2 protein-coding genes are annotated in these 15448 nt (G+C 47.1%); both read right to left on the bottom strand.

Annotation, left to right across the window (positions count from 1 at the left end):
* Positions 1 to 5 precede the first annotated feature (5 nt).
* Entirely contained in the window at positions 6 to 10832 is a 10827-nt protein-coding gene (locus tag ACY3LV_RS17045) for an amino acid adenylation domain-containing protein (protein WP_464864206.1), read from the bottom strand.
* Positions 10833 to 10857: 25 nt separating this feature from the next.
* A partial coding sequence (locus ACY3LV_RS17040; RefSeq protein WP_464864205.1) for an amino acid adenylation domain-containing protein occupies positions 10858 to 15448 on the bottom strand: 4591 nt, incomplete at its 5' end.

The following is a 15448-nucleotide window of genomic DNA, read 5'->3' as shown; positions in this document are numbered from 1 at the left end:
ATTCATTAGTGAAAACTGAGCATATCAGCAATCTCTTGCAGCGCGTCCTCGGTCAGTTCTTGATCATCAAAATCACTGACCGTCTTTTCTGTTTCGCTTTTGTTCTGGCAGTGTTCGATCAGCTGTAATAAAAATTGACGGCATGTTTCGCTAAGCTGTTCGATGGTTTTGCGCTCAAAGCGGGCATTGTCATACGTCATGTTGACAGTCATTTTACCTTCTGCAGCGATTGCGCTGATATCCAGCGACTGTTCACGGTTCCATGTTGTGCTGATATCATCCCCGGCACCAAGCGGAGAGAATGAGAAGGCGTCCTCCTCAGGTGCTTCAGCTGGGCTGCCGCTTTCAAATTGCCCCAAATAATTGAAGCTGATTTCTGGCGCACCTGTGAAATCGATGTCTTTTTTGTCAGGCGGCGTCAAATATTTGATGACACCGTAGCCGAATCCTTTGTCGGGTACACGTCTCAGTGTATCTTTTGTTGTTTTTAGCACATGAACCATGCCTTCTTCCGAATCTGGCAAGTCTGCGTTCAGTTTAATCAATAACGGATAAATGGCGGTAAACCATCCAACCGTACGACTCACATCAACCCCGTCTAATACATCCTCTCGCCCGTGGCTTTCTAATGATAGTTTGAAAGCGGATTGATTGGTCCAATGGCGCAGCGCGAGAATGACAGAAGCGAGAAGCAAATCCTGAGTATCTGTGTTGTATGCGCTGTTGGCATCTTTTAAAAGCGCAGCTGTCTCTGTATCGTTTAATGTAAACGAAATGGTGGATCGTTTTCTCTCGTTTGCTATGGGTCCGTCGATTTGATCAAAAGGCAGTGCTTCTGTTTGATATTCTTCGGTTTCGCGCCAATACTTGAGCTGTTTTATAAGCTGCTGGCTTTCTGCATAGCCAGAAAGCTTTTTCGCGTACGCTTTAAACGAGCTTGTTTTAGGCGGCAGTTTGATATCCTCCCCGCCAGCAGCTTGGCGATACCCTAAAGACAAATCTTCAAGCAGAACCCGCCATGAGATGCCGTCAACGACGAAGTGATGAGCCGATAAAAATAAGAAATCACCGTCAGTTGTGCGGAACAGACCAGCTTGCAGCAGCGGACCATTCTTCAAATCCATTTTCTGCTGAATATCACGTACATGGTGTTTGATAATAGGCTCATACGCTCTATTTCCGTTAGTGTCTTCTGGAGCTGATAAATCAATCATCTGAAGGCCATACAGTGCATCGTCCGAATGACTGATCGGCCGATTATATTGATTCCAATATCCTTGTTCATTCTGTGAAAATACCATCCGCAGCGCATCATGATGACTTGTTATTGCTTTTAACGTTTTGCGCAGTGCGTCTTCTTGTATAGAGGTGCTTCGATGCAGCATTACGGACTGATTAAAATGGTGTTTTTCTTTTATATCTTGAGCAAGAAACCATTTCTGAACAGGCGACCAAGTGATCTCGCCCTCGACCGGGCCTTGGTCAATGACGCGCACAGCTTTTCGAACCCGAGCGGACAATTCACCAAGAGTCTGATGTTCAAACATCTCACGTACTGTCGTTTCGAATCCGCGCTGCTTCAGTCTGGCACAAACTTGCAGCGCTTTAATAGAATCTCCGCCCAGCTCAAAGAAATTAGCGTTTACGCCCAGCTCATCCACACTAAGAAGCTCCTCCCAAATGTCAGCCACCACCTTTTCAATCTCATTTCTTGGGCTGATATCATCAGCAGGATAAGCGTGTTTTTCGGGTTCAGGCAGGGCTTTCTGATCAAGCTTTCCATTAACAGTTAGCGGGATGCTGCCAATCTGTATCAAACGGGCGGGCAGCATAAAGTCAGGCAGCATGTTTTTTAGAGAAGCACGAATACTTGATGTATTCGCGGCCTGTTGATCTGTTGTCACCATGTATGCATAAACAGCTGTTTGTCCTTGCTCATCTGGTCTTGTAATGACAGCTGCCTCTTTAATAATCGGATGCTGAAGAAGAGCCGCTTGGATTTCGCCTAACTCAATACGGTGCCCTCTGACTTTAACCTGATCATCAATACGGCCTACATATTCCAGCTCGCCATTTGACAGGCGTTTCGCAAGGTCTCCTGTTCGGTATAATCTGTCCCCCGGGAGATACGGATTGGGTACAAAACGGTCAGCGGTCAGCTCAACTCTGTTAAGATATCCCCGTGCCACGCCTTCACCGCCTATATAAAGCTCCCCTGGAACTCCGATCGGCTGCAGGTTCATATGAGCATCCATCACATAAGCCTGCAGAGTTGAAAGAGGCCGTCCGATATTGCTTCTATTTGCGGCAATATCATCTGCGGACAATTTTTTGACTGTTACATGCACTGTTGTTTCTGTAATACCGTACATATTGATTAGTTCAGTATGAGGATATTTATCATTCCAGCTTTGAAGCATGCCGGGCTGTAAAGCTTCGCCGCCAAAAATGACGTATCGGATGTTTAATCGATCCGAATGGTTTTGATCTTCATGCATCAGGCCGTAAAAAGCTGTCGGGGTCTGATTGAGTACAGTGACGCGTTCTTTCTTTAACAATAAACGGAATGCCTGAGGGTCACGGGCTGTTTCTTTAGAGACCACAACTAGTGTACTTCCGTTCAATAACGCACCAAACATTTCCCATACAGAGAAATCAAAGCAATATGAATGAAAGAACGTCCAGACGTCTTCATGGCCAAATTCAAAAGGCAGGTTTTGATGCTTTAAAAGACTGATTACATTGCGGTGCTCGACCATTACCCCTTTTGGGCGGCCCGTCGTTCCTGATGTATAAATGATATAGGCTAAATGATGAGCAGACGATACTTGCGGCAGCGGTGATTTGTCGTATGTCTCCGCGTTTTCGACGGTCAAGATCTCTCCTTCAAAATCATCATCAGCTCTCCAATCCGCTTCATTTACTGTCATCAGCAGTTTCGTTCCGCTATCGCTGAGAATATAGCGTTTCCGTTCCGATGGGTATTCAGGATCAATGGGAACGTAACAGCCGCCTGCTTTCCACACACCAAGTATGGCTGCTACCATGCTGAACGAACGAGGCATCATGATGCCTACTGGTGTGTCCGGTTTAACACCTCTGCTGCGCAATGTGTGTGCGATTCCATTGGACCACTCGTCAAGCTCCTGATATGTGAGTGTTTTGTCTCCGATGACAAGTGCAGAGGCTTTTGGTGTTCGTGCAGCTTGCTGCTCAAACAATTGACTGATTGTTTGTTCTTCGTATTGATTTGCTTTCCTGATGTTAAACTCATTGAGCAGCTTGTTTCGCTCTTCTTGGGTCAGGATGTCGATACGGTTGAGTGTCACCTCTGGATTTTTTCCGATGATGCGAAGTACATTTGTCAAATGAGATGCCCAGCGTTCCATAGTGGTTTTCTCAAACAGTGCGGTTGAATATTCAAAAAGAAAATGTATGTTCCCGTCACCCTCAGATGCTTGTAGTGTCAAATCGAATTTAGAAACGAGATGAGAAACTTCTGCCGGCTTCATTTGCAAATCATGCATATGCAATGGCTCGTAATCATTATTTTGGACAACTAACATGGTATCAAATAGCGGGTTTCTGCTCATATCCCGCGTCACTCCAAGTTTATCGACAAGCTCTTCGAACGGATAATCCTGATGCTCATAGGCTTCCAATGCAGTGGCGCGCACTTCCTGCAAATACTGTCCAAAAGGCTTCCCGCCCTCCGGGCGTGTCCGAAGCGCCAGCGTGTTCACAAACATGCCGAGTATCGGCTCAAGATCCTTGTGCGGACGGCCGGCAATTGGCGAGCCGACGATGATATCTTCCTGTCCGCTTAAGCGTGATAATAACGCTGTGTAAGCCGCCAGAAGCACCATGTACAGTGTGCTTCCATTCTCCTGTGCCAGCTTATAAAGGCCTGATGCAGTTTCTTGATCAAGCGTAAAGGAGACCTTGTCACCCGCGAAGCTTCGCACCGGCGGGCGGGTATGATCAGCCGGGAGATCCAGCACCGGCAGCTCGCCCTCGAGCTGCTTCAGCCAGTACGCCTCCTGCGTCTGGTACGCGTCCCCTTTTTTAAACCCTTCTTGCCATACGGCGTAGTCTTTGTATTGAATGTGAAGCGCCGGAAGGTTCCGGTTGTTGTAAAGCGCCCCGAATTCCCGAATCAGAATGTTGACGGAAACACCGTCTGAAATCATGTGATGCATATCAACCAGCAACAGGTGCCGTTCATCTGATACCTTTACGACTTGGGCACGAAACAGCGGTGCTCGGCTGAGATCAAACGGTTTGATAAACGCGGCTGCCGCTTCCTGTTCGGTTTGTTCGCCGAGGACTGCTGTTTGTAATGCAAACGGCACTTCGTCATGGATGCGCTGCACCGGCTCGCCGCCTTCGTCCTGTTCTAAGGATGTCCGAAGCGAATCGTGGCGCTTGATCAGCTCTTGGAAAGCCCTGTCCAGCCTTTCCGGGTCCAGCTTCCCTTCCAGTTCTAACACAGCCGGCATATTGTAGCCTGTGCCTCCGTCCTCCAGCTGCTGAAGGACATAAATCCGCTTTTGGGCGGAGGAAACCGGATAGGTCTCCCGCTGTTCCGCCGGCTTCATCGCTTCATAGGGACTGTCCGTTCCTTCACGGATAACGGAAGCGAGCCCTTCCACCGTCGGATGGGCAAATACATCTTTCAGCGGCACCTGCACATCGAATTCTTTGGCGATCCGGGACACAAGCGCGGTGGCTTTTAAGGAATGTCCTCCACGGTCAAAAAAGTTGTCGTGAATCCCGACAGGTCCGTTTTTCAGCACGTCCTCCCACAGATGGGCAAGCTTCATCTCTGTCACATTTCTCGGCGCCGTGTATGTCTCTTCATCTGCCGCTCCGTCAGGAGCTGGCAGGGCGTTTCGGTCAAGCTTTCCGCTTGGCGTAACCGGCCATTGTTCCATCTCTATCATATGAGCTGGGATCATGTAGCCCGGCAGCAGTCTCTCAAGCTGCGCCCTCACTTCGTTTCTCCGAAGCCCTTCTATATAAGCGCATAATTCCGGCTCGCCGCTGTCTGTCCGTACGGTCACGGCTGCCTCCCTTATGCCTTCTATGCTTCTAAGCGCCGCTTCAATTTCTCCGGGCTCAATCCGGTAGCCGCGGATTTTGACTTGATCATCCAACCGGCCGAGGAATTCAACATGTCCATCAGTGAGCCAGCGCGCCACATCCCCTGTTTTGTACATGCGTTCACCCGGGTAAAACGGATCCTCAAGAAAACGCTCTTCCGTTAATGCCGGCCGATTCAAATAGCCCCTGGCAACACCGGCTCCTGCAATGTACAGTTCGCCGATACATCCGGCAGGCAGCATCCGCTGCTTTTGATTGAGGATATACAATCTGACATAATGAACAGGTTTTCCAATTGGAATCCGTTCAAGCTTTTCATGCAGCGGACAATCAAAGAAAGCAGCTTCTACGGTTGCCTCCGTTGGTCCGTAGGAATTGGTTAATGCAACATTTGGAAGCAACTCGCAAAATCGGGAGACGAGATGGGTTCCCAGCTGCTCTCCCCCGGAAAACACCCGATTGAGTCCGTTTGTCTTAATCGGTACAGGGCGATATTTTATATGTTCTAAAAATGCATGAAGCATTGAAGGCACAAAATGCATAGCTGTGATCTTCTGTTTCTCTATAGCCTTCGCGATCACTTCAGGTTCTTTTTCGCCTCCCTGAGGAAGCAGATAAACAGAAGCACCGGCATAAGGCCACCAAAACAGCTCCCATATTGAAGCGTCAAATGAATAAGATGTTTTATGCATAATCACATCTGAGTGCTTCAGCCGATAGCGGGACTGAAGGGAATTCAAAAAATTCACCGCAGATCGATGTTCAACTTCAACACCCTTAGGCCTGCCGGTAGAACCGGATGTATAGATGACATATGCTAAAGATTGCGGGAGAACGTCCACATTCGGATTGGACAAACGATGTTCCAGCCCGTTATTTGTCTGATTGAGATAAACAAGCTCTCCTGCAAATGCCGGAACAGGCAGGTCAGCAGACTGAAGCAGGAGAATATTTGTACCGCTGTCTTCCAGCAGAAAGCTGATTCGTTCTTCCGGATAATCCGGGTCGATAGGCAGATAAGCACAGCCAGCTTTAAGAATGCCATAAATGCCAATCAGCATTTCAGGTGAACGCTTTCCTATAATGGCAACAGTCGTTTCAGGTTTTACTCCTCGTCCGATCAGTTCCCAGGCGATACGGTTAGCCTGTTCGTTCAATTCTTTATAGGTTATCGCTCCATGTTCAAAGATAACGGCCGGCTGATCAGGCGTTTTTGCTGCCTGCTCTTCGAGTGCATAGTGGAGCGTTTGATTCATCGGATAGCCTGTCTCCTGAAACGGATGGCATGATTCAATGAAAGCCCTCTCTTCTTCTTTTGTTAAGAGTGGAATGTTGTCCAATTCTGTTTCAGGGCTGACAGCTGTATGTTCCACAAGCGTGGTGAAAAGACCGGCCCACCTTTGGATGGTTTCTTTCTCAAACAAAGCTGTACTGTATTCAAACTGACAGAATAGCTCGGAATCGTGTTCTGTCACATACAGGGAAATATCAAATTTCGATATTGGATGCTCCAAATCGTGCCATTGAAGCTGTACCTCTTTCATTTTCAGCTTATGCTGTTCCATATTCTGCAGGACAAGCGTTGTGTCAAACAATGGATTCCGGCTCATTTCCCGCTGCACACCGAGTTTATCCACAAGCTCTTCAAACGGATAATCCTGATGTTCATACGCTTCTAGTGCCGTCTGCCTGACTTCCTTCAGAAATTCTTCAAATGTCTTATTGCCTGCCGGTCGTGTCCGGAGAGCCAATGTATTGACGAACATCCCGAGAACTGCTTCAAGGTCGGCGTGGGGCCGTCCGGCGATAGGTGAACCAATCACGATATCATCCTGACCGCTTAACCGTGATAAAAAAGCTGAATACAAAGCGAGCAGTGTCATGTAAAGCGTGCTTCTGTTTTGACGGGCGAGCCGTTTTATGCTGGCCGTAATCTCTTTATCCATTTGAAAGGTTACTTTTCCGCCTGTGAATTGTCGTTCTGCCGGCCGGCGTTTATCGGTCGGAAGCTCTAGTACAGGAAGATCCCGTCTAAACTGCTGCTGCCAGTAAATCTCCTGCTTTTGGTACGAGTCCCCCTTTTTAAATTGCTGCTGCCAAACGGCGTAATCTTTATACTGGATCCGCAATGGCTTAAGCTGCCGGTTTGCATAAAGATCGGTGAATTCTCGGATTAAGAGCTGAACGGATACGCCATCTGAAATGATATGATGCATGTCCACCAGCAATACATGCTTCTCGTTCGCCACTTTAATAAGACCCGCTCTAAATAACGGCGCCTGGCTCAGATCAAAGGGACGGACAAAACCCTCAATAGCGGCCTCTTTACTTAATGTGAACGGCACTTCAGTATGGATACGCTGAACCGGCTCGCCATCAGCCCCAGATACAAAGGAAGTTCGAAGCGGCTCATGCCGACTGATCAATTCTTTAAATACAGCAGACAGTTTAGCGACATCCAGTGCCCCTTCCAGTTCTAAGACCGCTGGCATGTTGTAGGCGACACCCTCATCAAGCTGCTGAAGCATATATGTCCGTTTTTGTGCCGAAGATACAGGATATGTCTTCCTTTCTTCTGCTGGTTCAATTGCCGCATACGGATTTTGCTCAGCTTCTCGAATGATTGAAGCCAATCCTTCTACCGTAGGGTGGCCAAAGATGTCCTTAAGCGGAACTTGCACATGAAATTCCTTTGCGATCCGTGACATAAGCACTGTTGCTTTTAACGAGTGGCCGCCATGGTCAAAAAAGTTGTCTTGGATGCCTATATGACCATTTTTCAGCACATCTTCAAATATTTGCGAAAGCTTTGCCTCTAACAGATTACGAGGGGCAGTATATGGAATCCCGCTAATTGAATCATCTGATTCAGGAAGTGCTGATTGATCTACTTTTCCGTTTGGGGTAAGAGGTATGTTGTCAACCCATACCCATTTCACCGGGATCATGTATTCTGGGAGCTCACTAGCCATATAGCTGCGTAAATCTGCTGTATTCAGCCTTTGTACACTGCCATAGTAAGCGTACAATTCATGTTCACCGTTTTGGTCTTGCCTGATGAGAATGGCAGCTGCTTTAATATCCGGATGATTCATTAACGTAATTTCGATTTCTTGCGGTTCAATTCGATAACCTCTGATTTTCACTTGATTGTCTGCCCGTCCGATATATTCGATGCTGCCGTCTTCAAGTCGTCTGGCCAAGTCACCCGTACGGTACATGATCGCTCCGGGCCTGAAAGGGTCAGGTGAAAATTTGTCACGTGTCAGGCTATCGTGATTGACATATCCTCTGGCAACACTTGCGCCGGTAATATAGAGTTCACCTGATACGCCGCAGGGCTGCAGCTGTTTTTGATGATTCAAAATATATAGATCAGTACAGCCTATCGGTTTACCGATTGGAGGAAACTCAGGAATAGGGTCTCCCGGATGTATGGTATACGTAGATACCACATGAGTTTCTGCAGGTCCGTAATGATTGTGCAGGTGCATGCCGCGTTTGCGTAATGCATCTTGAAAAAGGCTTGAAATGATTAATTGTTCTCCAGCTGCAATCAGGTGTTTGACGCCGTAAGGAAACGAGTTCGCAAATTGTTGCTCGCTGAAAATCATTTTGATAAAAGCCGTTGGGAGGAACACAATATTCGTCTGATGCTTGTTTATAAATGCAAACAGCTGAGGCACATCTCTTTTTATGGCTTCTGGCACGATGTGCAGTGTGCCGCCTTTAAGAAGCGCTGAAAAAATTTCTTGATAACAGACGTCAAAGGCTGGTGTCGCAAATTGCAGAACATCTGCTTCAAAGTCAATGCCGGAGTGAGTATATTCGAACTTCAGCAAGTTAGCCATGTTTCGATGTTCAAATTGAACACCCTTTGGTTTACCTGTTGTGCCTGATGTATAAATCAAATACAGCAGATCATCCGCAGTGTTGACTGACTTCATGTTACTGCCATCTTCATTGCTTTTGATATCTTCTGTATGAGTGATCAGGTAATTGTCTTCAAGCGATGCAGAAAGATGCGTTTGTGAAACAATATGCGAACAGCCGCAGTCATTTAGAATATAACGGATTCTGTCAGCCGGATAATGCGGATCAATCGGAACAATGGCGCCGCCTGCCTTCAAGATACCAAGAACACCGGTGATAAACGCCGCAGAGCGTTCCATCATGAGCGCAACAGGCTCCTGCCTCACAACACCTTTCATTCGCAAATGCCGCGCCAATCTGTTAGCCGATTTGTCCAATTCTCTGTACGTTAACGAGCAGGCTTGATCGATTACAGCGCGAGCATCCGGTGTCTTTTCCGCTTGTTCTTCAAACATACCGTGGATGGTTTCGTAAACAGGTGATAGATCTGCCATTTCACCAATCAGCTGCTGCTTTTCAGTGTCAGTCGTGATATCGATTTCTTCAGGCGGAAGATTCGGATTAGTTAAGATTTGCGATACAGCATTCAAAAGATGCTCTTTGACAGAAAGCACAAAAGGCCGATCATGCTGCTCCGCATCATAGCTCATTTTGATATGGATTTTTTCCCCTGGCGCCACCATAAGATAAAAGCTGTAGTTGGTTTCATCTGCCACAGTGAAGTTATGAATCTGAAAAAGATCAGAAGCATGTTCCTGTTTATTCAGCATCTGAATCTCTTGCTGAACCGGGTAGTTTTCAAATACGAGAATATGATCAATTAACCCTTGCTTAACCGCTGAACGGGCTTGAATTTCATATAAAGGGTGGTAGCTGTATGCTTCAGCGGCAAGACGGTCTTTTTGCATATCTTTTATGAGCTGTAGAAATGGCGTTTTTTCTCCCTGAACCCGAACCGGTATCGTGTTAATGAAAAGGCCTACCATCTGTTCAATACCTTCGATTTCGGCGGGCCTTCCTGACATGACAGAACCGAATACGGCATCATCTTTATTATTATATTTTTGAAGCAGAATGCCCCAAATGGTATGAAAAATCGTACTGAGTGTTACTTCTTCTCTTGCGGCAAGCTCTGAAAGCCTGATGCTTTCTTCCTTAGAGAATGAAAACGTAACGTGTTCCTGCCTGCTTCTCCCCTTTGTTTTTTTCTGCTTCGGGAGTATGGTTTGCTGGTCATGGCCAGATAGATAATGTTCCCAATAAGAAATTGCCTGCTCTTTGTCTTGCTCCATCAGCCATTTGATATACGTTCCGTATGGCTGGACCGGCTCCAATGATATAGGGGAGCCGTGTACATAAGATGCGTAAATGTGGAGAAACTCCTTTAACACAATGCTGAGGCACCAGCCGTCCATCATGATGTGATGAAAGGTCCAAATACAAGTGTATTTGCCCTCTCCTGTTTGAATCAGAGTGATGCGCATGAGCATATCTTTTTGCAACTGAAACCCTTGAGCCCGGTCCTCTTCTTTCAATTGCTCGATAAACTGTGACTGCTTCTCTTCGTTTAAATGCGTGATGTCTTTTTCCTGTACGATGACATTCCGTTCTCTCAGGACAACCTGCTGGGGAGATGAAACATTTTGACTGATAAAAATCGTTCTGAAAATATCGTGTCTTGCTACAAGAGCGTTGATGCTGTTTTGAAAACACTGCGGGTTGACTGTCCCTTCTATTGTAAAAGAAGCTTGCTCGACATATGCTTGTGAATCTTTTTGCAGGAGGGAATGGAAAAGCATCCCTTCCTGCATGTAAGACAGCGGATAAATATCCTGAATTGAATTCGCTTTTGTCATGTTCATGTCTCCCTGTCATAATTTTCTACAATTCTTCCACCAAGCTGGATATACTGTCCAAATCCTCTGTCGTTAATGATTGACTGCTAAAATCGCTCAGTGTCTTTTCTGCTTTCTGTTTACCGACGCAGTGTTTCATAATGTCCAGCAAAAAGTGTTCGATCCTGTTGATAAGCTGCTCCATTGTGTTTCGATGAAAGCGGGCTGGCGGATAACTGAGATTGAAATGAAGCTTTTTGTCTGCTGCCATTGCACTCATCTCGATGATCTGTTTACGCCTCCATGTATGAGTGATGTCCTTTCCGCTTCCAAGGCTCGATGGGCGGAAGTTATCCTGTCTTTCTATGTCATTGAACTGTCCCAAATAGTTAAAGCTGATTTCCGGTATTTTTGAAAACTCAATACTTTTGTTTTTAGGGTGTGTGAGGTATTTCAGCATACCGTATCCCATCCCCTTGTTTGGTATCCGGCCCAGTGTATCTTTAACGGTTTTTACTGCGGTTCCGAGTTCATCCCCATGATTTTCAAAGTCTATGAGGGCGGGGTAAATAGATGTAAACCAGCCGACCGTTCGGCTGATATCCAACTCCGGCAGAATGTGTTCTCTCCCGTGTCCTTCCATTGCAATCCGGAGCTTGCTTCCGCCTGTCCATTCACGAATTGCCAAAGATGCCGCAGTTAGCAGTATATCTTGTGTATCTGTACCATAGGCGTGATTGACGTTTTGCAGCAAGACGGAGGTATCTGCTTCAGTGAGTGAAAAGCTCACCGAGTCCCTTTTGCTGCAGTCGGTGTTCTCATGATGCGACATTTCATATGGCAGTTCCGCAGCTTGCTGTTCTTCTGCACTTCGCCAATACGCCTCTTCGCGAATCAGCTTGCTGCTTTGGGCATATTCCTGAATCCGTCTGGCGTATTCTTGATAGGAATCAGTTTTAGGCGGAAGCTGAATCGCCTCGCCTGCAGCCGCTTGTTGGTATCCTGCTGACAAATCCTCCAGCAAAATCCGCCATGCCACACCATCAACAACAAGATGATGGATTGCAAGGAACAAGTAATCTCCGGTCAATGTTTTAAACCACACGGCATGTAACAATGGTCCTTCCTGCAAATTGATGCTTTGCTGAAGATCTGCAACTTCTTGTTTGATTTGTGTTTCCCAACCGCCTTCTGTCTGTGAAAGATCAGATATTCTTAAACTATATAGCTGTGATTCATGTATGCTTTGGTTGATTTGAGACCACCGCCCGTCATCGTTGCGATAAACCATCCGAAGCGCATCATGATGCTCCGCCAGTTTTTTTAAGGATGCTCTAAGAGCGTCTTCAGACAAACGGTCAGAATGGAAAAGCATGACAGACTGATTGAAATGGTGTCGTTCTTCAATATCTTGTGAAAGAAACCATTGCTGAACAGGCGTCCATGGAACATCTCCTTCAACGGGTCCTTGCTCTATGATTCTTTCTGTCTTACGGATAAATGATGATACGTCTTCTATCTTTGGATGACGGAATAAATCACTTACCTGCAGGCTTAACCCGTGGCGTCCGAGGCGTGCAGAAACTTGAAGTGCCTTGATTGAATCTCCGCCCAATTCAAAGAACGAATCCTGTATTCCGATCCTCTGGATGCCTAGAACCTCCTGCCAGATCAATGCCAGCTGCTCTTCAAGTTCGTTGCGTGGCGGGACGTACGTTTGTTTAGATGCAAAATCTGGTTCAGGCAGTGCTTTCCGGTTCAATTTGCCGTTTGATGTGAGCGGAAGTGTATCCATTTCAATGATGTACGCCGGAATCATATAATTTGGCAGTGAACGCGCGAGAAGAGAACGCACTTGTTCAGCATTCGTGTCTGCTTTCACACTGATGTAGCTAAACAGCTCTTTGCTCCCTGTCTGTCCTGTACGTGCCAATACAGCTGCTTCTTTGACCCCCTCTATTTGGCGAAGTGCTGATTCGATCTCACCCAGCTCCACCCGGTAGCCTCTGACTTTTACTTGATCATCAATACGGCCAACGTACTCAATTGTGCCATCGGGAAGCCAGCGCGCCAGATCACCTGTGCGGTACAGTCGATCGCCAGACGCAAATGGATTTGGGATAAATTTCTCTCTCGTTAAATCAGGACGGCCCAAATATCCTCTGGCGACGCCATCTCCGCCGACACAAAGTTCGCCAACAGCTCCGATCGGCTGCAGCATTCCCCATTTATTTAAGATATAAGCGGTGGAATTACCAATCGGCCGCCCGATCGGAATGGAAAGTTCATATGTTTTTTGAATGTGAAAGCACGTCGAAAAAGTTGTATTTTCAGTTGGCCCATATCCGTTCCATATCGATACTTCCGGGCAGACATTTTTAATTCGATTGATGTGGCTCACCGACAAAGCTTCTCCGCCTATAATCAGATGGTTCAGCTGTGAAAATGTTGTCTCATTTTGCTCTGTCAAATGATTGAATAGAGAAGATGTCAGCCACATCGTTGTGATCCCGTGATGTTCTATGTATCTCTTAAGCTGATGGGGATCGAGAAATGCCTGTTTCTCGGACAGGTGCAAAGCTGCCCCATTTAGCAGCGGTCCAAATATTTCAAATGTCACACCATCAAAACCGATAGATGATGTCATGAGAAGACGGTCTGTAGGTGTAAATGCAATATAATTGCTGTTTTTAACAAGGCGAATGACACTTCGCTGCTCAATCATGACACCCTTTGGTTTACCGGTTGATCCAGAGGTATAAATGATATAAGCGAGCGAATGCGGCCCTGCAGACGATTCAATATTTATCGTTTCTCCTTGCTTTTGAATGTCTTCGATTATGATTTGTTCACATTCAATGTCTAATAGCCGTTTGTCGACTTTTTCAGATTGAAGAAGGAATGTCGCTCCGCTGTCTGACAGGATGTAAGCTATTCGCTCCACAGGCAGATCATAAGCGATAGGCAAATAGGCTCCCCCCGCTTTCAGAATACCCAGCATTCCGGCTATGAGTTCTGGCGTTCGTCCTGCCAACAAGGCTACGACTCGATCAGGCCCGACTCCCTTTCTCTGTAGAAGTGAAGCAATTTGATTTGCCCAGCTGTTCAGATCCGCGTAAGTTAACTCTTGTGTATCGCTGACAATTGCTATGGCATTAGGCGTTTGTTCCGCCTGCATTTCAAAGAGTCTGCTGATGGTTTCATTTCTTGGATATTCTATTTTTGTACGATTCAGCTCATGGATAAGGTAATGGGTCTCATCCTCATTCAGTATATTTATTGATCCGAGAGCGGCTTTGTTGTCTTGGATGATGGAGAGTAACATATTGATGAAATAATGAAGCCACTTTTCTATCGTTTTTTTCTTATATAAGTCCGTACTAAATTCCATTTGGAACGTCAGCAAACCTCGGGGCTGTTCGTGAGCATACAGGGTTAAATCAAATTTTGATGTTTGATGCCCATTGTTTGCTGCAGGTTTTAGATGCAGTTCATCCAAATGAATCGATTCCTGATCCATATTTTGAAGAACAAACATCACGTCAAACAGCGGATTCCGGCTCATATCCCGCGTCACTCCAAGCTTATCGACGAGCTCTTCAAACGGATAATCCTGATGTTCATAGGCTTCCAATGCTGTGTCACGCACTTCCTGCAAATACTGCACAAACGGCTTCCCGCCCTCCGGGCGTGTCCGAAGCGCCAGCGTGTTCACAAACATGCCGAGTATCGGCTCAAGGTCCTTGTGCGGCCGGCCGGCAATTGGCGATCCGACGATGATCTCTTCTTGTCCGCTTAAGCGTGATAATAACGCTGTGTAAGCCGCCAGAAGCACCATGTACAGTGTGCTTCCATTCTCCCGTGCCAGCTTATGAAGGCCTGATGCGGCCTCTTGATCAAGCGTAAATGAGACCTTGTCACCGGCGAAGCTCCGCACCGGCGGGCGGGTATGATCAGCCGGGAGATCCAGCACCGGCAGCTCGCCCTCGAACTGCTTCAGCCAGTACGCCTCCTGCGTCTGGTACGCGTCTCCTTTTTTATATCCTTCCTGCCATACGGCGTAGTCCTTATATTGAATGTGAAGCATCGGAAGGGTTCGGTTGTTGTAAAGCGCCCCGAATTCCCGAATCAGAATGTTGACGGAAACGCCGTCTGATATAATGTGATGCATATCAACCAGCAACAGGTGCCGCTCATCTGATACCTGTACGATTTGGGCACGGAACAGCGGCGCTTGGGTGAGGTCAAACGGCTGGATAAACGCGGCTGCGGCTTCCTGTTCGGTTTGTTCGCCGAGGACTGCGGTCTGTAATGTAAACGGCACCTCGTCATGGATGCGCTGCACCGGCTCGCCGCCTTCGTCCTGTTCGAAGGATGTCCGAAGCGACTCGTGGCGCTTGATCAGCTCTTGGAAAGCCCTGTCCAGCCTTTCCGGGTCCAGCTTCCCTTCCAGCTCTAACACAGCCGGCATATTGTAGCCTGTCCCCCCGTCCTCCAGCTGTTGAAGGACATAAATCCGCTTTTGGGCGGAGGAAACCGGATAGGTCTCACGCTGTTCCACCGGCTTCATTGCTTCATAGGGACTGTCCGTTCCTTCACGGATAACGGAAGCGAGCCCTTCCACCGTCGGATGGGCA

The organism is Bacillus sp. 11C (assembly GCF_055486375.1).
Note: the sequence above shows the minus strand (reverse complement) of the source record. Positions and strands in the feature narration are given on the sequence as shown.

Bases quoted from the DNA above. Each gene is read 5' to 3' on its own strand.
- ACY3LV_RS17045 (WP_464864206.1), bottom strand. From the start codon at position 10,832: ATGACAAAAGCGAATTCAATTCAGGATATTTATCCGCTGTCTTACATG.